Source organism: Acidithrix sp. C25 (assembly GCF_904848545.2).
On the sequence record NZ_CAJHCI020000001.1, the window covers coordinates 567714 to 591056 of the forward strand.

Below are 23343 nucleotides of genomic sequence, written 5' to 3' on the forward strand. Positions count from 1 at the left end.
GCGTGATCGTGGGACAAGAAGTTGCGGCACTTTCAAAGAGTGTACTTGACGCTAAGACCTTGGCTATCTTCGAGGCAGCAGTGGAGCTCTTTGGAGCTAAGGACTACTCGGGAACCACCATGGAGGAGATTGCGCTTCGTGCCGGAATAGCAAAAGGAACTCTCTTTTACCGCTATAAATCAAAAGAAAAACTGATGGAGAGCCTTCTTCTGGAAGGTATCTCCACCCTGCTTGGTCATATCGATTCGATTTCAGCCTCTAGTGACGTTAGATCATTTGTGGAGGTCATCTTTAGATCCTCCTATGACTTCCCATCCTTTACTGCACTGTTATTTGCCGAGCTTTGGCGCAATGATCGACCGTGGGCCAAGGTAACCAAAGAGATAGCTTCGAAATTGCGCTCTAAGGTTATGGAGGTATTTGACCCCTGGACACTTGGTCTAGATCCAATAATCGTCTTTAGTACAATCAGCCTTTCGGGTTTAGAGGCAGCCAGACCACAGGGGGAGGAGATCGGATCGATCGACGAGACAATAGTCGCGCTCTGTGGAGCCATTGAGAGGATGACTGGAACTTTCTCCAACTAGGAATAACTATCAAGCACGAGGCGTGGTTTTAGTTGCGAGTTGGATCTCAAGGCTGCTTCCCCGGAAGCCAAGGTCTATATGCGTGAGCCCAAGTGTCAATTGGGACTTGATCTATGCCTTGTTATTTGAGCAGCGTTACTTGAGACAGCGTTATGAAAAAGTTTCGCCAGTTTCTTATTTTTTTTGACGTGTTTACCTGAAGCTAAGCGCTACCTTTTTGGGCTATTACCTACTTCGCAGGGCTAGGCGTCTCCCAAGTGATGACAATGTGAAATGACACTCTAGAATTGCCCTAGTGGGTGGACTCTGGGTAAGTCAATGAGAAAAAATAGCCATGGAATTATCGCCGTTGCTCGGCGAAATCCAGCGCGAGCGTTGTTTTTAAAGCCTAGCTTCGTCTTTCTATTCTTATTGTCGATTATGGTCAGCGCTTGTTCTGGTGGGATTGCATCCTCGAATCTGCCGCCTTCCAAGGCTAACTCTCAGAAGGTAGAGCACAAGCAAGGTGGCTCTCACCAAGGTAGCCCCGTCGCCTCATGGGTAAAACCAATTCCTGTTGGTGACCGAGCTAGAGTCAAATTGGACATATTAGACAGGGTTGGTCCGTCGGTGAGTTACAACCTCGATCAGGTGCCCCTTGGCGAGTTGGCCTCGACGGTTTTAATCTCTTCTGCATCAGCCACCGATCTAACGAGTGCTTTAGGTGCGGTGGTCGATGGCGTGGGCGGTATCGTTCTCTTCGGAGGAGTTGGACCAAATAATTTAGCTGCGCAGATCGCAGCGCTTTCGAAGCTAGGTGGAGGTATTTTACCTCCACTCTTTATGAGCGACTCCGAAGGTGGAGCGGTTCAGAGGTTAACCAATCTTGTTACAAACGTCGTCTCTCCAAGGCAGATGGCATCGTCGCTTACACTCTTGCAAGTGGAAGGGCTAGCTTCGGAGGTTGGTATATCGCTGGCAAGTCTTGGTATCGGAATGGACTTAGCTCCAGTTCTAGATTTAGATAATAGAGTTGGGCCATCGGCGACAAATCCTGATGGTAGCCGTTCGTTTTCTATTAACCCACAAATTGCATCGGCATATGGTCTTGCATTTCTTAGGGGCCTCTCCGACGGCGGAGTCTATGGGGTGATCAAACATTTTCCTGGATTGGGTGGTGCTAACGCGAACACCGATCTAGCTCCGGCCACTACTCGTTCTTATGCATCGTTGAAGGCTGGAGGATTATTGCCATTTGAAGCGGCCATTGCAAGCGGAGCGAAATGGGTAATGGTGACCAACGCAAGTGTCCCAGGGCTCAGTGCTAGAGTTCCATCCACTTTGAGTCCCAAGGTTATGCAGTATCTATTGCGTGGAAAGTTAGGTTTTAAGGGGGTTGTCATGACGGACTCTTTGGAAGCTGGCGCCATCTATTCCTATCAACCCGATATCGCCAAAGCCGCCGTGGCCTCCCTTGTGGCTGGTGCTGACATGGTTATGGTAGCCGGAGGTGGGGGTGCTCAACCTCAGATATTCTCAGAAGTTCGAGCTGCCATAGTCTATGCAATCACAGCGGGCCAAATCACAAGAAGTCAAATAGAGACTTCGGTAGGTAGAATTTTGGTGGCTCGTGGCGTCCCTAGGAGCGAGATAGTCTATTAGCTAAAAAGTAAACTATATTAGATCATAATACACCCGGCTTCCCTCAAATACCGTCTTTAAGCCCTTGAGAGATCCTTCAATTTTTATGATTTGTACCATATAAACTAAAAATAAGCTTCAAAATGGTATCATTATATCTAAGAGTATGATTATTAATCTTGCAATTTTCATCACATATTTTTCATCACATATTTTTCATTTCATTGCCTGCGTTTAGCTTGTAATACGTTGTGATTTGTTACCTAAATAAGTCTTCTGATCTATTGCTAAGGTCTAAAATTTAGTTTCAATGTTCATGATATATAGGTTTTGGTTGTTTGAAATCAGCAAATGAAGAGAGTTCACATAAGCCGGGATCGCTAAATGCTGTCCTATCTGGCACCGAGAACCCGAAACCCCATTTCAAGATGGCTTTAGATCCAAGTTGTCCATTGGTTCAAGATCTTTGGGTATTGATGCTGATTTTGCCTAAGACCCCGACTTTTATCTTGACCAAGTGGTCGAATATGTCAGGTTTTATCTGCCATTAAATGGTGGACCACGTGCAAATATGGAATTTACTTGGCCTGCGAAGCGAGCGCACTAAACCAAAGATTGCTCGAGATCTAGCCCAAGAAGCTGGGGTGACTCTATATCTTGACGTGACATTGAGGTAAAGTCTTCTAGGGGAGTGCGAGTTGACGAATATCTATTTCAATAAAGCCTTTGTTGCATGGTCGTACGGTTCATATTTTGTAATCGTAACCCCTGGGTGTCAAGGGAGTTGGCATCTATTCGAATAGAATACCAACCATGCAGGGCGAGAAGTTTGATCGAACACGATGAAGCCTTATCCCAAGGATCAAAAAGAAGCTGTTGTCAAGAGGCTGAGGGAGCTGTTGTCAGATCCCAATGCACCCAGAGGTGCAATCGCCGATTTGGCTAAACAAGTCCAGATACCAAAGACAACTATCTACATCTGGAATCGTGAATTAAAGGACCAGATAGATCGCCAAGATCCAACTAAGCGAACCCCAGCCAGTTTATGGAGTTCAGAGGCTAAGTTCCAAGCCGTGCTTGCAACTGCAACAATGTCTGAGTTGCAACTTGGAGAATACCTTCGCACAAAGGGAATCTTGAAAGAAGAGCTAAATGACTGGCGTATTACCTGTTCAAAGGCGAACGATAAGACTGGTGAAGCGGTATCCAAATACAGATCTGCACTAGCAAGTGAGAAGGTCAGATCAAAGAAGTTCGAGTCAGAGCTAAATAGAAAAGAAAAGGCACTCGCAGAAACTTACACATTGCTGGAGTTGCTAAGGAAAAGCCCAGGCGACCTGTCGGGGACAAAGAGGTCGAATGACCTCCCCTTCAGATCGCCTACTTGTAAGTAGAACTTATTGAGGAAGCTCATAACGGCGGAGCTAGGCTTAGACTAGCGGTCAAGGAACTTGGACTGTCACTACGTAGCTTTCAGAGATGGAAAGCTGAAGGTGACAACACCCACGCCCTCTCTGCCAAGATTGTTGTCACCTAGCTTGATTTTTGTTTCTAAGAGGGCGAAGATGGAATTGACATGAAAAGGTATCCTGCGGAACTAAAGAATAAAGTAGTAGCGGCTCTATATGAGCTCGATAACTCAGAGCCAGCGAAGGCTGGCGCTATTGCAAAGATCGCAAAAGATCACGGTATCAATGCAAACGTGGTCTACCAGTGGAACTCGGAACGTAAAGCCAGAGTCATCAACTCAAGCGAATCAATCAACAAGATCAAAGCTGTTGTTGACACAGCCGCAATGAATGAACACGAACTTGGTTCTTGGTTGAGAGCTAATGGTGTTCTAGCAGAAGATTTAGAGGAGTGGCGAAATACCTTAGAGTCAGCCTTTGACAATAAGCGTGCTGCTAATAGGGCTCACCAGGTAGAGCTTGATAAAGAGCGTAAAGCAAGATTACGAATTGAAGCTGAACTTCGACGGAAAGAAAAGGCGCTAGCAGAAGCTGCTGCTCTATTGGTTCTTCAAAAAAAAGTACAAGAGACAGAGCTTGTTATGATCCACGGGGGAAGAAGGGGACGTCTAGTCTCTCCCCTCTGTATCTAGATCACAACGTTCGAGCTCAAGCTGTAGTTCTCATCAATGAAGCAATAGACGCAGGTGCCAGATGCTACAAAGCCTGTGAAGTGCTCAAGATATCGACTCGTACGTTTAGGCGATGGGAATCTGGTGTAACGGATCGCCGGCGAGGAGCTTCTCATAGACGTCGCTTTAATGCTTTATCGGAGGAAGAAAGAGAAAAGATCATCGAAGTGTGTACTTCGAGTACGTACTCGTCTCTTACCCCTGCCCAAATAGTTCCAAAGCTCGCTGATCAGGGAAGATATATCGCCTCTGAGAGGACCTTTTATCGAGTTCTAGCCGATAACAATCTAAACAAGCGCAGGAGCAGGACGAAGCCGCCGAAGAAGAGGTCTAGGCCAGTGCACACAGCGAGGAAACCAGGTGACATCTGGACCCTAGATATTACTTGGCTAAATGGACCAGCTAGGGGTATCTACTACTACGCCTATGTGATCATCGACCTTTATTCGAGGAAGATAGTCGGATGGGAAGTATACGAATCTGAAAGCTCTGAGCAGCTAAAGAGAGTTGTAAAGCGAGCAATGGCTAGAGAGAATATGGCCCCGAAAGTGATCCATAGTGACAATGGTTCACCCATGAAGGGGTGGTCACTAGTTGAGTACTTATATGAGCTAGATGTAAATATATCAAGGTCACGGCCTCGGGTATCTAACGACAATGCTCATATTGAGTCGCTCTTTAAGACGGTGAAGTACTTTCCAAGCTATCCCTATGGAGGATTTGCGACAATTGAAGAATCGCGTAAGTGGATGAGTGAATTCGTTGATCACTACAACAACGACCACCAGCACTCTGGCATCAAATTCGTAACCCCGCAACAGGCACACAGCGGAGAGCATATCGAGCTACTAAATAGAAGGCGCGAAGCTGTAGGTGGGAGCTCGCAAATCTACACCAGGACGGTGGATCTCGGGCAAATGTAGAGACTGGGATCCAGTATCAGAGGTACCTATTATTCCTACGAATAAATCGGTGGGAGATGAATCAAAAGGGAGGCAAAGGGAGGTAGCTTAGATTGTGCGAAAGTGACAACTTCCTTGGCAGGCTCCGCACGACAAACGCCCCTTTGCCACTAGGGCTAAACCCAGCTTTGCTCTAGATGAATCTGAACGTCAAGAGATCTTAGATACCATGCATAAGGAGGAGTTCTCGTCACTTCCTCCAAGTCAAGTAGTTCCAGCCTTGGCCGATAAGGGAATCTATCTCGGATCGGAATCTACCTTTTATCGAATTCTTCGTGACCACAAGCAAAACAACCATAGAGGTAGAGCCAAAACAGCAGTTAAACGTGATATTCCTAGTCATTTGGCAAATGCTCCCCTTGAAATTTGGGTCACAGATATAGAGCGCCACGAGGCGCCATTAGACCGTGTGGAGATGAAAGGACTCCACCTTGGACCTGTCGCAGCAGGGCCAATGAAGTTATAGGCAGTCTAATCCTTCAAACGCAGGCAAAGATGGCAAGCAGCCCTGATAAAGCCGGAACAGGTCAGCACTACCAGATGATATGGGTCCGGCAAACAAGACCGAAAGGTGTACGTGAGGAACCAGCGCAGTAAAGCTTCTCAAGTAAATCCCACCAGCTCAAATCTGGTAGATATGGGCTGGGTAGCAGCGCGCATCGATGCTTTTGTATCGAGAACTCTTTAGTTGGTCGATGTCGCCAACTAAGAGGCCACGGAGAAAGCCTGCGGCGTAACCGTGGCGATGCTGCAGGGGCAAAGCTGGGCACCTAATCGGTCAAACGGTCTAAAGGTGAACGTGGGAACCATTCGAGTGGCTCCCTCTCCGGCCAGCATCCAGCTGGCAGAAGGGAAGGTTCGTTGTCGACTGATGCTATTCGAATGGGACGGAGGGGTCGTAGTAGTCCGAGGACGGGAAAGCCGTCCACATGGCGAAGGACCCCAGCAAAGTTATAGAAGAATCTACATAAATGGAGGACACCTGTGAATACGGGCGCATCTGGCTTTGACCTCTCGGAGGCCGAAACCAGAGTACATCAAATGCAGACGAAGCTGTACCAATGGTCAACTAATGATAAGGAGCGTGTCTTTAGCGATTTGTATAACCTCGTCTATGACCCAGCCTTCCTCCAGGTGGCATGGGCCAGAGTCAGAGGCAACAGAGGAGCAAGAACGCCTGGCGTTGATGGAATATCACCAATTTCCATCTCTGATCCTAATGAGTTCCTAGATGAGCTTCGAAGGAGTCTGAAACAACGCCAGTTCACACCCACCCGAGTTAGAGAACGTAAGATTCCCAAAGCTTCAGGCAAAATGAGAAGATTAGGGATTCCGAATACTTCCGATCGGGTGGTACAAGCAGCGCTGAAGCTTGTTTTGGAACCAATCTTTGAGGCGGATTTCCTGCCATGTTCGTATGGCTTTCGTCCCAAGAGACGAGCACAGGATGCAATTGCTGAGATTCACTTCTTCGCTAATTCCCCTAGAAGTTATGAGTGGGTATTTGAAGGAGATATCGAAGCTTGCTTTGACGAGATCGACCACGGAGCCCTCATGGCACGGATTAGACGTCGTATTTCAGATAAGCGCATACTAACGCTCATCAAGGCATTTCTATCTGCTGGTATTCTCTCGGAAGAGGGAATTAACAGAAGAACCATTACCGGCACTCCGCAAGGCGGGTTATGCGAAGCTTCGCATAAGCCTCCTTGCGTGAAGTAAACGATTATGCGAAGTTGAAAAACATACCCGCATTTCACAGGGTATCTACCGGTGCACTAGCTTCGCATAATCGGGTATCAATTCCTCAAAGACCTGTCAAGGAGGCAAGGAGGTCAGCATCGTCCTTCCATTCGAGCAAATCTGGCGAGATCATGTTGGGATACGCCTTTTCGAGAGCTTAGCGTTTCAACTCGGTATCGGCTCGGGCATAAATCTCGGTAGTGGAAATATCTACATGCCCCAAGAATCGAAGACCTAATTCCTCAGTGAACTGCTCGGCTCTTTACTTTCAAGAAACGTTGCCGCCCACATGGTTCCACATGCGGCGATAGTAGTTGGTAGTCGCCTGGGTATAGTGCAGCCGATATAGCTCGGCTTCCAAGTCAGTTGTCAATTGTGAAAATGATTCAGGAATCAATTTAGTGCCTCCTCAATGGACTATGGAATCATAAAGATCTGCCACTCCATTTTGGAACACCATGGCGTTATGCGAAGTAAATCAGACCCAAATACCACCGTGAAATGCGGGTATGTCTTTCAACTTCGCATAATCGTTTACTTCACATAAGGAGGCGTCCTGTCTCCACTGCTTGCAAATATTGCTCTTTCGGTCCTAGACGAATACTTCTCAACAAAATGGGAAGCACTAGGTTCGCAATGGACACGTGATAAGCACAAACGTAATGGTAGAGCCGTTTTTCGACTGATTCGATATGCCGACGATTTTGTAATCATGGGATATGGTGCCCGTAAGGATGTGGAACTACTAAAAGACGAGGTCAGTACTGTCCTGTCGCAAGTAGGTCTACACCTATCGGAGTCCAAGACCAAAATCTGTCATATCGAAGAAGGTTTTGATTTCCTCGGATGGCATATTCAGCGCCGAAGACAAAGAGGCCGAGACGGAAAGATGGCGGTCTATACCTATCCTTCAAAGAAAGCCTTACTTTCTGTAATGGCTAAGGTCAGATCAATCACCAGACGTGAAAAGCATCGGACACTTGCCGATCTTCTAAGAACTCTGAATCCGGTTCTTAGAGGATGGTGTAACTATTTTTACCATGGAGTTTCTTCTAACACCTTCAATTACTTGGACCACTTCAGTTGGTGGCGGGTAGTGCGATGGTTGAGGAAGAGACACCTTGGTTTGAACTGGGGAACCTTACATCGACGTTATCTCCCTGCTTGGGAGATAACAGATGGAAAGGTAGAGATGTTCCGGCCTCAAAAGGTATCGATTATTCGATATCGTTATCGAGGTTCTAAAATCCCCACACCATGGACAAGTAAGTTCGGTTCACCAGCTGTATCGTTGGCATGACTTTGTGGAGAGCCGGATGCGGTGAGAGTCGCAAGTCCGGTTCGGAGGGCGGACCAGAGAAACCCACCAGTTGAAAGGCTGGCAGGGCGCTCTGGTCCGACCCTACTCCTGGCTGCGTGGACCGGTACGTGGAGTTTTTTACTATCTATATTTTGTAACATACTTATCAAGTTTCGTAAGTTTCGCCTCCACCGAGACCAGATTGGAGCTAATCTTTAGTAGAACAGATGTTCGATAAAGCTGTCTAGGTGGATATCTCAGGCTTTATGGTACGCTTCGCTTCAGAGGAAGCATGTGAAGATCATTTGATCAAATTGCTATTGCTATGAGGGATTTAGATGCCCAAAGTGTGACTCTGACCAATTTACCTTAATCAGGCCAAACCATCGAAGAAATGCAGCATCTCGAGCTCCACTTTTTCAATGTAAATCTTTTCACCGTCAAACTAGCGTTACCTCCGGAACCATCTTCCATCGAAGCCATATCTCTTTATCCAAGTGGTTTTCTGCTATCTATCTATCTATTGTCCAACGACAAGCGTGGTCTTTCGGCTACTACACCCTAGCCATCAGAGCCCTTGCTAAATTCGTTGAAGTATCTTATTCGACTGGCTGGTTGATGCTAAATAAGCTACCTAAGGCAATGGCTGAGCGTAATGGCTGAGCGCAATGGCTGAGCGTACCGGCTGACCGAGATGGTTTATACAAACTTGGAGAAAACGCCTGAGTAGATGAGTTCTTTTTAGGTGGTGAGAGCCATGGCGAAGGCTAACGAGGAAAGGGAACAAAACAAACCAATGTTCTAATTGGAGTATCGATTAGCAATGGTGCTCCTACTCATTGCTTCATGGAAGTAATCAAAGATACCACTGCTAAATCACCCAAAGATGTTTTTGTGAGACGTTTAGATTCTAATACCAAGCTGATAAGTGATGGTAACCCAAGTTACGGGGTATGTGCTGAAAGACCTTGGACTAGCGCATTCGATCACTCTATCCAAAGACGAACAAGCACATGTAACATTCAAATGGCTCAACATCCTGATAGGGAACTGCAAGAAATTTATCGACGGAACCCACCACGGAGATGAAGAACATAAGCAACTTTACCTCGAGGAATTCGCATACCGATTCAACCGAAGGCACTTTGAAATGTCATTGGTAGAGCGACTTCTCAATACATGTGTGTTTGCGTCTCCACATCCGCTACTCCGCGAATCTGACTCCAAAATGGCTCTTGCTGGTCAACTATCCGCTGCTGTTCTTGGGGATCTACTTGGTATTCATGTGACTACTGCCGTTCGTTTGATTCACGAGGCCGGAGGTGACTGGTCAAACTATGCTGCACAACTCAGCTGCACAACTCAGCTACACAACTCAGCTACACAACTCAGCTGCACAACTCAGCTACACAACTCAGCTACACAACTCAGCAAAGTAGAAACCACCCAATCAATTGATCTCCTTCTAAGGTAAGTTATGCATCCTTAACGTAGATGGTGGAAATTTAGGCTCTCCCAAAGATATACCCGTTGTACCCATGGTACCCATGGTAAGCCTGACACAGATACAAAAGAAGACCGATGATGGAGATGCGTCATGAAGGAAAGAAGTTCTAAACCATGTAGAAGCTGGTAACGCTCACACTGCAATGTAAACATAAATGATGGAGGTAGACCCTACGAGACCTCCTGCTGGGTTGGGTAAACTTCTAGCTATTCAGGTAATCCATGAGGGGTTATTGAGTTGTGGACGATTGCCAAGCAAGCGATCACTGAAATGTGGAAAACGCTTCGTGTTTACGCACAATCCAACGATCTTCGCCCACAGGCTCAACAACCAGCTACTACTAATCAACAAAAAAGGCTCTATTAATTTCCCTTAGAGCCGCTTACCCCTAAAAACAACCCTATCCAAAAATCACATTAATTTTGGATCATTAAATGGGGACACGCCACCGAGAAAATTAATCACAAACCATGCGGAATAGCAATTTTCAAAGTATGTTTAAAAACCTATTCGACACGAACGGAACATTGCTCATTACCACTAGCGATCGTCCACAACTCAATAACCCCAGTTAGCTTCCTAAAGAGCTAGAGGCCTGAGATCTCAGAGGGAAGGTGGGTATAAATCACACCACAAGTCCGTCATCGATCAACACAGCCAGGAGGTTTCCTATTTGCGAGCTCCAATGGTCTGTTGCGTGACGATAGTGCGACGATTTTGTTATCCAGCTTCGATCTCATGAGCCCAAAGATATTTAGGATTGTCAATTAGTTAGCCAAATTGGCAGACCCAAGTGTAGTCATTTGATCTAGTTGCCGACTTGTCGTCGGCAACTAGATCAAAATTTCGCCACGGATAAGTCGATCAATGAGGAACCTAAATTAACTAGATTTTGGCGGCACGAAGGTGCCAGAAAACCATTAATCTCAAACTAAGCAAATGTGCCAACTATCTTGGCAGTCACCGTAACTCTAGAGTAAAGTTCGCTATTGAGTGATGCATTGAATATTGATTTATTAACGCATGAGCATAAAAGTATTCATGTTAATTGTCTAATTATTTGAGCTTTTTATTTCCTCTTGGTTTGAAATAAGGATTACGATTGTAATTTTTATAGTTAAGCAAGCTAGCGTCAGTTCTTGTAGTATATTGTTACAAACTACTTTGGTGGTAAGACTACAGATATTTCGTTGAATTCCCTTGGTTGCTTTTGCTCGGTGTTTTTTTCAAAGAGATCAATTTAGTCAACTAGGAGCTGAGATGGTCGATAGATATACCTATCGCAGTAATTTTATTCTCGCGCAGCGATTCGGGGCGGGCTTTAGGGGAGTGTCGAAATAAATGGATGGGGTCGACTCCACACAGCGGGTATTTCTGGCTAAGGTAACTCGAGCGCTGGCATTTCCATCGACTCCAGGAATGGTGGTTAAAACTCTGCTTGAGGAGGCTGCTGCCTTCTTTGGTTGTCGGATTATTCTCTTTAGGCGCCATCAGCTCTCGAAGATTTTAAGACCTGTCCTTACTTCAATTGATGCGCTGGAGGATTTTAAGTATCAGCGTAGAGAGATTGAATTCGACGACTTAGTCAACTTTAGCCACCTGATAGATGAATATTATGATGGTAAAGCCAGTGGCGAGATAGTTTCAATTGATCCTAGGGATATAAAAGGGCTCTTTGATGGTGGTGCTCCTGCCGTAATGGCAGTTTCCATCCACCTCGGCAACGAGGAAGGCGATTTTTTAGGTTTGTTTGTGGGAAGTTGTCAGGGGACCGCACTCTGTGAATCTTGCGAGATCCTTGATCCCCTAACACACTTTAGTCTTGCTCTCAAGCTTGCATTGAGAGGTTATCAAACCCAGTCCAGGTTGACCGTCGCGGAACGAAAGAATGTGGTTGTCCGTGATCTGGCCCATTTCATGGGTGATGAGTTGTTGGACGATAGTTCTTGGTTGAAAACGCTCATTAGTGGTATTTCTTCGTTGCTTCGGGTCAGCAATGTCAATTTCTACTCTAGAAGCATCGTTGGGGAGGCGGATCCCACCAAAGATCGCTTTGGTTCTTCTGTTAAATTTGTAATGGGTGAGCGCATTGCCGCGACGGGCGAGGCCGACTGGGAATCTTTAAATATCTTTAATTCCATTGATTCTGGAATCGAGACCAGAAGACCAAGTGACTGTCTCACCAGCAGAAAAGGGATAAATTATTCAAGTATCGAGATCCGCTTTGGCCTAGAGCGTATCAACAGGGAGTTTTTTATTCGTATCTCATCAGCTCGTCACTTACGCTTTGATTTGGGTGAGATTCTTATCCTAGAAGAGTTAGTCGCACTTTGTCGGATCGGTCTTGAACTTAGGCATGCACAATCAGATCTAGTCGTAGAGCTTGAGAGGAATCGTTATCTTGCCTTAGCATTAGATCAGGCGGTTGAGGGGATCTGTATTTACGATATGGATCTAGGAATTACCTACGCTAATCAATCCTTTTTAGAACTACATGGTTATAAGCGTAGTGAAATATCGGGTTTACACTCTCGAGATTTTTACGACGAATCCACTCCTGATGATGTCTTGTCGTATCTCCTCGATAGAGTCGACAACGAGGAACGGATCGTCACCGATGTTCTGCGCCGACGAAAGGATGGTTCAAAGTTCCAAGCCACAGTCCTTTTAGGATCGATCAGGGATCGTCATGGGATGGTCGTCGGGCGGATGGCTACGGTTCTAGACGCTAGCGAACAAGCAAAGACGATCGAACTGCTCAAGCAACAGGCAGATAGGGATCCCCTTACGGGTCTTTTCAACAGGCGCCATCTGATGAACGAACTAACTAGGGTCTTGGGTGAGGTTGATGGGCGCGGCAATCCCAAGAAGGTCGGTGTAATCTTCATAGACTTAGACCATTTTAAGTCGATTAACGATACTTTTGGTCATGACGCTGGAGATGAGCTTTTGCGTGTCGTGTCGATAAGGCTGAATGGCGCATTACGACTGGACGATATGGCGGGCAGAATTGGCGGGGATGAATTTCTCGTCCTATTGCCCGGCGTTGGCGGTCTCGTCCAAGCATCACGTATCGCTAAGCGCATTGCTGCCAATCTCTTCGACGATCCTGTAGCAATTGGAGAGAGAACGATTCGCTTTGCAGCATCAATGGGCGTCGCGGTGGGAACTGCTGCAGATTCTACTGCTGAGCAGCTAGTTAAGGTTGCAGATACGATGATGTATCGCTCTAAAGCGACTTCGAAGGGGATTTCGGGTGAACGTACTCGAACGAATCGACCACTCGATATGGCTCTGGCCGATCACGAGCTTGGTGAACTCCTTGAATTGGCGATTGCGGATCCGGTTGGGTGTGGGCTGGGTCTTCACTATCGACCAGTCTTTGATGTCTTTGAGGGTTCCGTTGTAGCCCTTTTGGCTTCAATTGAATGGCAGCATCCAAAAGTTGGATACATTAGTCAAGCTAGATTGGAGTCTGCGGCATCAGTGACAAGGCACTCCTGGAGGATATTTTGGTGGTATCTGACTACTGCCTTTGACGAATGGAATGATCTAGCTCTCCATGACGGTGTGCTCTACGACTTGAATCTATCACTTACGATTCCTGATAAATTGATATTAGACGAAGAGCTTTCGTCGGCAGTAGAGCGAAATATCTTTTCTGGAGGAGTCCGGGCCAATAACGTAGTTTTAGAGATAGATGAAGCTGCATTGAACGGACCACTGACCGACGAGGTGGCCCGTGTTATTCAAAAGATGGGCGATTTGGGACTGACTTTAGCATTGGGCGATTTCGGTCTATATTGTGCCCCGTTGAAGGTGATTGATCTTCCGATTTCGATCTACAAGGTATCCAAGCCCAAGCGTTCTGTTCCTTGGGCTGATAATGAGGGATTTTTGGATTCCATCTCTCGTTTGGCTCGTTCTCGCCATGGCGACGTGATGATTGACAATGTTGATTCACAGAGTGACTTTAACTTTGCGCGGCGTTATACCAGATATTGTGCCGGTAATCATCTTGGCCGCTCCTCTTCAGCCTTGTCGCTTCCAAGGAACTTGGAGAGGTATAAGAACCGAATTACAGGACTTCTTGGCCAAGGGTGATTTGTTTTGGTTTTTGATTTACCAGGATGGGATTTCTTTGAGAAACTCAGTAGGGCTATCCGTCATATTGGTAATTTTTATTTATGAGTTTTTTGAAGTCTGCCCCCCCCAAAAAAACTATCTAGTTTCATCGTCAAGTTAGAGGTATCTATAGTCTTCCGCATGGTTGGTTTGATTTTTTCGGCCGTAGGATGAGAGATTCATGGAGATTACCATCTCTTAAAGGATGTTGCCAACCAAGACTAAGGGTCGAATTATCTTGATACCAATCGAGCTTGATTTTTTCTGATCGAGTTTTTCAAAGTAGTATCTTCTCCAAGATAATATTTGATTGCCAATGGTGCTAGTGAAATTGGTAGCTTAGCCATGACAGACAATGACCCAATTGGCTTTCACCCCAAATGGCGAATCAAATAAGTGGCTGAAAAATTCGAAGTTAGAAGTGAATTAGTCTATTGGGAGCCCTCAATAGTGACCTTCATAATTGCCTTTATGGAAGTTTTCGATGGGTTCGTTTTTTGACCTATACCACAAAAAAGACGAAGAATCCCCTGGGTGCTTTGGGGGTCGTCTCCATTGTCGCTTTTTTAATTTTGGGGGCCTTCATCTTGGAGCCGACGGCCAACCAAATGGCCGCTCTGGTGATCCAATTCGGAGCCTACCTTATCCTAATTGCATACCTAATGACGGTAGTGGGAGCTTTTGTCTTTGTTCTAAAGACAACTAAATCTATCCTTCCACTTCTGATCTTGGCCCTTGGGGTAGCCATTTTGGCCTTCATTATCTATAAGACCTTCTCTCCATTTCCAGCGGCGTCCTTTAGCTATGTTGTGTTTGGTGGTGGGCTATGGGTGCTCATGGGAGTTGGACTTACATTGGTACCCACCATTAGATCGTCTATGGTGGATTCTTCTTTACTGGTTATCACGAGGGCGCTCTATGGAGGAAGTTCGAGCCCCTTATGATAGTTATAGTTTGGATTGGGCGATAATTGCCAGGTAACTATTTCTGGGTTGGAATGAAAAATGGCGAAAAGGAGACGATATTTGCAACGAGGCATTGAGAATTGGAGCGAATTTCTTACCAGCTTTCACCAAGAGCGAGCCGGAATAACTGAAGATATACTATCACGCTCGGCAAACCAAGATCTGTACCCCTATCGATGGCTAGAGAGTGCCCTACCGGCATCGGGGCGGATCCTAGATCTTTGTTGTGGTTCTGCGCCGATACTGTCGTCGCCGACTGTGGCTCAAAGTGTTGTGAGGATTGATCGTTCACTTGGTGAGCTCGAAGTGGCCAAGGACCATGGTAGATCTGGATTAGTTGCCGCAGACGCTACTAAGTTGCCATTTCGTAGCGACATCTTCACTGGGATCTCAATTTCAATGGCGCTGATGTTGGTCGAGCCGCTTCTTGGAGCTCTTGATGAGATCCATAGGGTGCTTGAAACTAAAGGCTATGTTACAGCTTTGCTTCCGGGAGGATTTCCGCTTTCGCTCTCAGATTTAAATACTTATAGGATGATTCTCTCCTACCATGACGCGTCACGACAGACTTATCCAAATGGCCGGATGTCTAAAAAGATTGTAAGCCTTTTCACCCAAAGAGGTTTTATTATGACTTTGAATCAAAGAAAGGTCTTTACCTTCTCTTTCGAAAAGAAGAGCGATGCATTGTTGTTTGTCAAGTCACTTTATATCCAAAGTCCCAACAAGCAGTTGGAGCCTCTTATTGATAAGGTCTATGCCAAGGCTAAGGTGACTATTCCTCTTCGGTTGGTCGGATTTCGCAAGGTACTTTAGTCTCTCAAGTGGGAGCTCAATTGAATTAGTTCCATCGTGGTTGCTAGAGGGTTTGGCGGATTCAATAGAGGGTGATTTGACTATAGGTCCCTTGGTCGTGGCTCGATCACATCAATGGATTGATATTGATGTGATCTGGCGGCTTCATAGATCTCCGCTTGGTGGCTAAAAAAAGAGCCCTAGCTCAGTGTCGAAAGAGCTAGGGCGCCAAATTGCGAGCTATCTAAGACAAAGTCAGGGGGTCTATCTATACCAAAAGTGGAGCTTGCCCAATTGTTACTGGTGTCACTAAGGGGAAATGGCAAGCAGCTTCGTGAATGCCGCCGAAGTTTGACATCGGCGGTTCCTCGTCAGAGCAGATCGGCTGCACCCGATCACACCGAGTACGAAATCGACAACCAGAAGGGGGGTTGATGGCCGAAGGGAGTTCACCCTTTATCACCCTTCTGTTCTTAGTTCTTTCAAGTTCTGGCTCTGGGACCGGCACTGCCGACAAAAGGGCTGCAGTGTAAGGATGGGCTGGATTTTCGTATATATCGTAACCGTTACCGATCTCCACAAGCTTTCCTAGGTACATAACCCCGATTCGATCTGCCAAGAATCTAACCACAGATAAGTCGTGAGAGATGACGACGTATGTGAGTCCGTGCGTGGATTGAAGGTCCTTCATTAGGTTCAAGACTTGGGAACGAATAGATACGTCTAATGCTGAAACCGGTTCGTCAGCCACAATGAGCTTCGGATTGAGCGCAAGTGCTCGTGCCAAACCGATTCTTTGTCGCTGACCTCCTGAGAATTCATGGGGGTATCGTTCTACCGCTTTTGGACTCAGTCCTACTTCTCCAAGTAGCGAAACAACTTTGGCATCTCGTTCGGAACGTGTTCCAATCTTGTTGATTTCAAGTGGTTCTCGAATGATCGAGCCCACTCGCATCCTTGGATCAAGACTGGCATAGGGGTCCTGAAACATCAATTGCAAGTTACTACGTCGAGTACGGAGCTCGCTCTCTTTGAGGCCAAATAGGTTTTCCCCATTGAACTCGATGGTGCCAGAGGTAGGCTTTTCGAGAGCTACCATCATGGAACCAGTAGTTGATTTTCCGCAGCCAGATTCACCTACGATCCCCAAAGTTTCGCCTTCGTAGATCGTCAAAGATAGATCCGAGACCGCCTTTAACGTTCCAGCCTTTCGCTGAAGGATTGCGCCTTTTGTTATGGTGAATTCCTTGGAAACGTGGTCTATTACCATGATGGGGCGACCCGTTGGTACATAAGGAGCCTCTGCTTCCTCTAGAGTACGCGTCTCAACCTTAACGTGTTCAGTCTCGATGCCGATTGGGTGAAAGCATGCATAACTGTGGCCGTCATAGCTATTGAGCTCAGGTGAGGTAGTTACGCAATGGTCATCGGCTAAGCGACATCTTGCTGCGAAGCGGCATCCCTCTGGTGGATTTGAGAGGTCGGGAGGTATGCCTGGTATCGAATAGAGCCTCTTTGTAGTCCCGTCGATCTTGGGAATTGACGCTAAAAGAGCCTCGGTGTATGGATGGTTCGTTGCCGAAAATATCTTATCGGTTGGTGCTGATTCAACAACCTTGCCAGCATACATAACTGTAACTCGGTCTGCACGCCCAGCGATCACACCCATGTCGTGCGTGATGAGCAGCATGGCCATTCGAAGCTGATTCTTTAGCGTATCGAGAAGCTCGAGAATCTGGGCTTGAATGGTCACGTCGAGGGCAGTTGTTGGTTCGTCAGCAATGAGGAGCTTTGGCTCGCAAGCCAGAGCCATAGCGATCATGACACGTTGACGAAGGCCACCAGATAGCTGGTGTGGAAAGTCGCCGATTCGTTCAGATGGTTTAGGCATTCCTACTAGATCAAGGACCTCCATTGCGCGCTTGAGGCCATCGGCTTTGGATACGCCCTTGTGCAAGACGACAGATTCAGCTATCTGTGTGCCGATTGTCAGACATGGATTCAAAGAAGTCATGGGATCTTGAAAGATCATTCCTATGTCGTTGCCTCGGACTTTTCGCATTTGGGGCTCTGTGAGTTTTACGAGATCTTCGCCATCTAAAGTGATTGAGCCACCAGCGATGTAGCCAGAAGAGGGAAGCAATCGCATGATTGACATTCCGGTCATGGTCTTACCGCAACCGCTCTCTCCGACCAGACCTACAGTCTCTCCAGCATTTATCGATAGTGAAATACCACCTACCGCTTTGACTTCGCCCTTTCGAAGGCGAATATTTGTCTTAAGGTCTTTTATCTCTAATAAAGACAAGTTCATCTCCAGAATTAAGACCCCGTAATTTGGAATCTGTGATCGGTTGCAAGGTTGGAATTCTTATTGCGCTATCTACCTAAGTAGGTAGATAGCGCCTCTGAGGTTCGTTACCTCTTTTGGAGTCGCACCTCAAGTGAGTCTCTTATTGCATCGCCAATTAAGTTGAATGCTACGACTGTGAGAATGATCGCAAAACCAGCAGGGTAGATGAGCCACCAATAGCCGTCATAGACGTAGTTGACGCCGTCTGAGAGCATGCTACCCCAGTTTGCCGCGGGAGGTGGAAGGCCAAGTCCCAGATAGGAGAGGGTTGCCATGATCAAAATCGCATCAGCGATCTGAAATGTGGCATTGACGACAATGGTCCCAATGGCATTAGGAATGATGTGCCTAACGACTATTCGACGGGATCCTCCGCCCATAACACGGACTGCCTTCACATAGTCCCTGACTCTTAGGGTCAATGCTTCACCGCGGACTAGTCGTGCCGGTGAAAGCCACGAGACGGCTGAGATCACTATGATTAGGAGTTTTAGCGTTGGCTTGAAGACCGATGCTAGGAAGATCAAGAGCAATAGAGTTGGGATTGACAAAAGAGTATCGACGATACGCATCATGATTGTATCGACAATGCCGCCGACGAAGCCAGCTATGGCGCCCCATAGAACTCCGATAAAGGTAGCGATTATTGCGACGCTAAAGCCGATTTCAAGAGATGATTGTCCACCGATCATCAGTCTACCAAGGACGTCATAGCCATTTTGATCTGTGCCCAATGGATGATGGCCACCAGGTGCAGCTGTAATGTTATAGGTCGTGGCTACCTGATTAGTGTGGTAGAAAAGAGGACCAATAAAGCAGAATATGGCTGCTATAACGACCAAGCCGACTCCTACGATCGCTAACTTGTTCTCAAAAAAGGTCTGAAGGATTAACTTAAATTGGGATCCGCTGGCATAGGCTTCACCTCCCTCTGGGGATGATGGAGTGTTGGTCCCAATCTTCGAATTTGGATCGTTTACAGGAGAGCCATATGCGTCTAGATCTTCAGTTTTGGACATTTTTCACCTCATTTCTTAAAGTTGTTGTTGGATTTAGCAACTTTATTCTCGTCAAATGGTTAGCAATTTTGGTGCAAAGCTTTGGTGGTAATCTCATCGGTACCGCACTCTTGGGTCGAGAACTGCATAGGCTATATCGGCTATAAGGTTTCCCACTACAGTTAGAACGCCAACGAAAATGATGATTCCAAGGAGGAGCGAATAGTCCTCTGTATTGGCAGCATTTATAAAGACGAAGCCGGTTCCGGGGAAGTTGAAAACCGATTCAGTTATAACACCTGCTGTGATGAGACTTGGTAGAGACAGGCCAACCAGGGTTGCAATCGGAATTAGCGCGTTGCGAAGCATGTGCTTGAAGAGAATTGTTCTTTGACTCAAGCCCTTTGCCTTTGCTGTTCGAATCCAATCCTGTGCTAGTGCTTCGATCGCAGAAGAGCGCATATAGCGCGAGAACGATGCGTAGCTGACGAGTGTTAGTGTCAGAATGGGAAGTACTAATCCTGAAGGATGAGCCAAGATAGCTCCAAGGTTTGCGCCTTGAGGTGCCTCTGCCGGAAGGAAGTGGACGTTGACGGCGAGAAAAAGGATGAGGATTATTCCGAGCCAGAAAGACGGCATCGAATAGAGTAAGAAAGAGATTGAAGTAGCAGTGTAATCAAAGATTCCATTGCGCTTGACTGCTTGGTAGATACCTATCGGAATTGCGATTATCAACGAAAAGACTAGCGCCGATCCAACCAGCAGGATAGATTCAGGCACCGTTCTAATGAGAATCGAATTCACAGTTTGATTCAATTTGTAGGATCGTCCAAGGTTGCCTTGAAGCAGGTGCCACATGTAGACAAAATATTGGACTACCACTGGCTTATCTAGTCCATTTTGATGGTTGAAAGCCGCTATCTGAATCGGGGTAGCCCTAGGACCAATGATCGCTTTGGCAGGACCGCCTGGCAGGAGATGTTCAAGAATAAATGCAATTATTGATACACCGATAAGCACGACGATCGATTGACCTATTCGTCGAACTAAAAAAGCAATCAAGCTTGACTCCATTCATCAGATATGGTTGGTTTTTGGGAACATCTTTCGGGACCAAAAGGATTCTAGCAGTTCCCGTCGATTGATGTTGAATTGTTGACGCTAAGGAAGATGATTGTCCTGCTGCCTTAGGTCCTAGGAGTGGTTTTGGGTAATGTGGGGCTGGTAACACATGATTTACGCCGATCCTAGACGATATCATTTTCATATATCGCTTGATCGGCGTAAATCGTCTTATTGGATTGGTCCGACCTCTCGCATAATCCTCGATGGGTCTTACTTGGAGGTCGAACCTTTTAGCTTTGCTTTGGCCTACTTGGTGTAGTACCAGAATTCTGGTAGCAAGACGCCAAATGCATTGTGTTGAATACCATGAAGAGTAGAGCGGATCTCACCTAGTTCGTAGTCAGGGTTTGGCTGAAATAGAACTGGCAAGTTGGTCGCTATGTAGTCTTGGTAGGCATTTAAGGCTGACTGGGACTGTGAGGCTGGCGCAGTGTGGGTTGCAGCAATCAATTTGTCCGCAGTTGGGCTGGAATAGCTACCGAAGTTTGATCCAGCGCCAGTTGCGAATAGTCCACCACCGGTAGGGTAGTAGTCAGGTGCATACGTCCAGCCACCTGCCCAGTTTTCCATATTCCACTTACATGCAGCCTGGGTTGCAGTACATGGTGTGGCATTGGAGATAACTTGGTTGAAGGTTGACGAGGAGACACTTATTGTAATACCAGCTTGAGCAGCAGCCGACTTGAAGGCAGCCATAGCTTGCTGTACTGCTTGAGTACCAGATGCATATTGCAAATTGAAGTTCATCTGGGCACCTTGGGCAATTCCGGCACCGCACTGAGTTGCCCCTGTTCCAGGTGAGGTACAGGTATCAGTTCCATTTGGCGTTACAGTCCATCCATGCGACTTGAGAAGGCTTACCGCCGTCGAAACCGAGTATGGAAATGGATTGGTCTTGGATTGCGAATCAGCAAAGGCAGCCGACGGTACAGTCGGAACTGGACCATAGGTAGGAACTGCATAACCCTTATAGAAGGATGAAATCCACTGCGGTTGGTCGATCAGGTGCTGGAGCGCTTGACGTACGTATGGTTGCTGGTAGATCGGTCCAACTGTTGGGTTGTTGAAGTTGAGTACCCAATAGTTGAAGGAGAACAAGATCCATGGACTAAAGGTGTAGCCCTGCGACGCCATAAGGCCCTTTTGAGCTACGTCCGTTACTGGGATATATCCGTAGTCGATGCCTGTGCCGGTTCTAAGAACGTTGTATTCAGCAGTGTCAGAGGTAAAAGGCAGCTCAATAAACTTAGAGAGGCTTGCCTTTTGAGTACCCGAATACGCTGGGTTTGGCACGAAGGTCGCTTTGCCGGCATTGGTGAAGCCCGAAAGTTTCCATGGGCCATCTACAACTGACCAAATAGAGTTTGGAGCCGCAAAGGTTGTGGTGTTCTTTGAGAGACTATTGAGATAGTTATAGACTGCGACTGCGCCTGCGGTCGTTTGGTCTGGAGCATTCGTTGCGGTTGGCGATGGAGGGGTTTGACCCGCTGCTGTGATATCCCAGGCCATTGGCATTGGGGTAATCTGCGACAGTTCATTGTAGGTGAACCAAGTGGGGTTATAGCTCTTGTTCAAGTTGAAGACAACGGTGGAGCTGTTAGGAGAGCTCATTGAGACGATGTTGTCGGGGAATGCGCCAGGTACATAGGCTGCCCAATTGGCCTTGTTTGCCTTGACCATATTCATCCAAAAGAGAACGTCACGGGCGTTGACGGTTTCACCATTGGACCACTTGTAGTTCTTGAGGGTAATCGTTACAGTCTGATCATTGTTTGAAAAGACAGGCGGATTAGCCAAACTGAGGCTGTTGTTGATAAGAACGTCACTACCATTTCCAAAGAAATAAAGGGGACGGTACATCAACTCTTGGAATTGCGAGAGGTTGGCAACTGAGAAGTATGCGCCGCTCGCAAGAGGGAATATATAGTTAGGGGTCGCGTTAGGACCTTCCGCAAATGTTGCGGTGCCTCCTGCGACCTTCGTGGTTGCACCGCTACTACTACTGCTAGATGTACCACTAGTACTCGATGACGTCGACGACCCACACGCGGCTAACAAAGTAGCCGTTGCTGCGGTCGAAGCTAGTGCTGTCGCGATGCGACGCGTTTTCTTCGACAACATTTTCTTAGAACCTCCTGAGAAACAACGATGACTAAAGCAAAGATAGTCGCAAAATTACTGATTGGTAAGTCGCTGTTTGTAATTTGTTCACATTTATCGTTACCGAAACAAAGTAGCACGGAAAGTGAGTTTTATGCATGCATGCATATTTAATTAAAAGTTTCCTGATTGAGGGCCCTTTCTTTCACTTGTAACTTGCTCTAATTGCCTCTAACGACCTTTAGAATTATTTTTAGCAACGGTTTCCGTGGCTTGGTGAGCTAATTTAGGGATAATTTGAGGATATATAGCTATTGTAGTCGTATTTAAGTAGGTATGGAATCCGTATAAGACCTTGAAATTATTTTCAAACAACTATTAGGAGTTGCCCCGTATCGTGAAATCTCATATCTGTAAATTGATATATGCTTGCTTATTGCTCATCTATGTGTGCAAGGTTTAAGTACGTTTTATGGTAAGGCAATTCGTTTATATTAAAGATTGTTCTCTCTTAGTTGAGGCGTTTTGATCAGTTTGGCGTTTCTAAAAGCAAAAGGGGCGTTGACGGTTTCCAGTTTTCGAATGCTGGCCAATCGCTGCTAACCTATCGCGCATTTGTTGGCGGAGTTGAGTGATAGTCCCAATGGTTCTAAGGTGACTGATAGTAGTAGTGTTAGGGTCTTAATAATTTTCTATGCGCTTTAGGTGGTTGCTATTTTGCCTCGATCCGCTAAGGTCGGGTATCCGATTGGGTTTTAGCTGCTTAGATCTTCTAGCGGAGCTGCTAAATTTAGCTGCTAATTGGGTAACTTTGATGCTGAAGTGCTATCGCGGGTGATTCCGAGATAAGTTACCTTTAGTCCGACTTTTCAAGCTATAACTTTTCCAAACGGTAACTGGAACTTGTTTTTTTAGAGATCTCCCTAGAGCAGTTCATAACATAGGTTGTAAAAATAAGTGCCTCAAACCGGTGATCTAAATAGGTCGTCCAGATAGGTGACTTTTTCGGTTTCTACTAGTTGG

The 23343-nt window shown here is 46.5% G+C and carries 15 protein-coding genes and 2 pseudogenes; 12 read left to right on the top strand and 5 right to left on the bottom strand.

Features of this window, described 5'->3' with window-relative positions; all coding sequences use genetic code 11:
* The first annotated feature begins 8 nt into the window (after positions 1 to 8).
* The 6 genes from ACIDITHRIX25_RS89020 to ACIDITHRIX25_RS89045 all read left to right on the top strand — a co-directional run bounded on the left by ACIDITHRIX25_RS89020 (position 9) and on the right by ACIDITHRIX25_RS89045 (position 5775).
* A complete protein-coding gene (locus ACIDITHRIX25_RS89020) occupies positions 9 to 587 on the top strand; it encodes a TetR/AcrR family transcriptional regulator (RefSeq protein WP_052606745.1) in 579 nt (192 codons plus the stop codon).
* 318 nt (positions 588 to 905) lie between these two features.
* Positions 906 to 2228 (top strand): glycoside hydrolase family 3 N-terminal domain-containing protein, encoded by a 1323-nt coding sequence (locus ACIDITHRIX25_RS89025; protein WP_052606744.1) that lies wholly within the window; start codon positions 906 to 908, stop codon positions 2226 to 2228.
* 821 nt (positions 2229 to 3049) lie between these two features.
* Positions 3050 to 3601 carry a hypothetical protein gene (locus tag ACIDITHRIX25_RS89030; protein WP_052606742.1) on the top strand — a complete coding sequence of 184 codons (552 nt, stop codon included), beginning with the start codon at positions 3050 to 3052 and terminating at the stop codon, positions 3599 to 3601.
* Positions 3602 to 3783: 182 nt separating this feature from the next.
* Positions 3784 to 4308, top strand: a complete 525-nt coding sequence (locus ACIDITHRIX25_RS89035; protein ID WP_201732452.1) for a hypothetical protein — start codon at positions 3784 to 3786, stop codon at positions 4306 to 4308.
* Between the two features lie 32 nt (positions 4309 to 4340).
* Positions 4341 to 5270 carry an IS3 family transposase gene (locus tag ACIDITHRIX25_RS89040; RefSeq protein ID WP_283770408.1) on the top strand — a complete coding sequence of 310 codons (930 nt, stop codon included), beginning with the start codon at positions 4341 to 4343 and terminating at the stop codon, positions 5268 to 5270.
* A 208-nt stretch (positions 5271 to 5478) separates the two neighbouring features.
* Entirely contained in the window at positions 5479 to 5775 is a 297-nt protein-coding gene (locus tag ACIDITHRIX25_RS89045; RefSeq protein WP_201732453.1) for a hypothetical protein, read from the top strand.
* Between the two features lie 156 nt (positions 5776 to 5931).
* On the opposite strand, the gene ACIDITHRIX25_RS89050 is transcribed toward ACIDITHRIX25_RS89045, so the two are convergent.
* Entirely contained in the window at positions 5932 to 6069 is a 138-nt protein-coding gene (locus tag ACIDITHRIX25_RS89050; RefSeq protein WP_160291929.1) for a hypothetical protein, read from the bottom strand.
* A gap of 224 nt (positions 6070 to 6293) precedes the next feature.
* Between ACIDITHRIX25_RS89050 and ACIDITHRIX25_RS89055 the strand changes: the two are divergent.
* The 6 genes and pseudogenes from ACIDITHRIX25_RS89055 to ACIDITHRIX25_RS89080 form a co-directional block, all read left to right on the top strand.
* Positions 6294 to 6995 (top strand): annotated as a pseudogene (locus tag ACIDITHRIX25_RS89055) (reverse transcriptase domain-containing protein); the annotation flags it as partial.
* Positions 6996 to 7608: 613 nt separating this feature from the next.
* Positions 7609 to 8352 carry a group II intron maturase-specific domain-containing protein gene (locus ACIDITHRIX25_RS89060; protein ID WP_349632145.1) on the top strand — a complete coding sequence of 248 codons (744 nt, stop codon included), beginning with the start codon at positions 7609 to 7611 and terminating at the stop codon, positions 8350 to 8352.
* A gap of 248 nt (positions 8353 to 8600) precedes the next feature.
* Positions 8601 to 9592, top strand: a pseudogene (locus tag ACIDITHRIX25_RS89065) (IS1595 family transposase); the annotation flags it as partial.
* A gap of 1608 nt (positions 9593 to 11200) precedes the next feature.
* Positions 11201 to 13963: a diguanylate cyclase gene (locus ACIDITHRIX25_RS89070; protein WP_201732456.1), complete on the top strand. Its 2763-nt coding sequence runs from the start codon at positions 11201 to 11203 to the stop codon at positions 13961 to 13963.
* 518 nt (positions 13964 to 14481) lie between these two features.
* Complete coding sequence (locus ACIDITHRIX25_RS89075) at positions 14482 to 14928, top strand: hypothetical protein (RefSeq protein ID WP_152626130.1); 447 nt, start codon at positions 14482 to 14484, stop codon at positions 14926 to 14928.
* Between the two features lie 81 nt (positions 14929 to 15009).
* Positions 15010 to 15765 (top strand): class I SAM-dependent methyltransferase, encoded by a 756-nt coding sequence (locus tag ACIDITHRIX25_RS89080; protein ID WP_201732457.1) that lies wholly within the window; start codon positions 15010 to 15012, stop codon positions 15763 to 15765.
* Positions 15766 to 16012: 247 nt separating this feature from the next.
* Here ACIDITHRIX25_RS89080 and ACIDITHRIX25_RS89085 read toward each other — a convergent pair whose 3' ends face one another.
* The 4 genes from ACIDITHRIX25_RS89085 to ACIDITHRIX25_RS89100 all read right to left on the bottom strand — a co-directional run bounded on the left by ACIDITHRIX25_RS89085 (position 16013) and on the right by ACIDITHRIX25_RS89100 (position 22341).
* Positions 16013 to 18058, bottom strand: a complete 2046-nt coding sequence (locus ACIDITHRIX25_RS89085; protein WP_201732458.1) for an ABC transporter ATP-binding protein — start codon at positions 18056 to 18058, stop codon at positions 16013 to 16015.
* Positions 18059 to 18162: 104 nt separating this feature from the next.
* A complete protein-coding gene (locus ACIDITHRIX25_RS89090) occupies positions 18163 to 19116 on the bottom strand; it encodes an ABC transporter permease (RefSeq protein WP_082058801.1) in 954 nt (317 codons plus the stop codon).
* 93 nt (positions 19117 to 19209) lie between these two features.
* Positions 19210 to 20157, bottom strand: a complete 948-nt coding sequence (locus ACIDITHRIX25_RS89095) for an ABC transporter permease (RefSeq protein ID WP_052606729.1) — start codon at positions 20155 to 20157, stop codon at positions 19210 to 19212.
* Positions 20158 to 20466: 309 nt separating this feature from the next.
* Positions 20467 to 22341: an ABC transporter substrate-binding protein gene (locus tag ACIDITHRIX25_RS89100; RefSeq protein ID WP_201732459.1), complete on the bottom strand. Its 1875-nt coding sequence runs from the start codon at positions 22339 to 22341 to the stop codon at positions 20467 to 20469.
* Positions 22342 to 23343: the final 1002 nt, after the last annotated feature.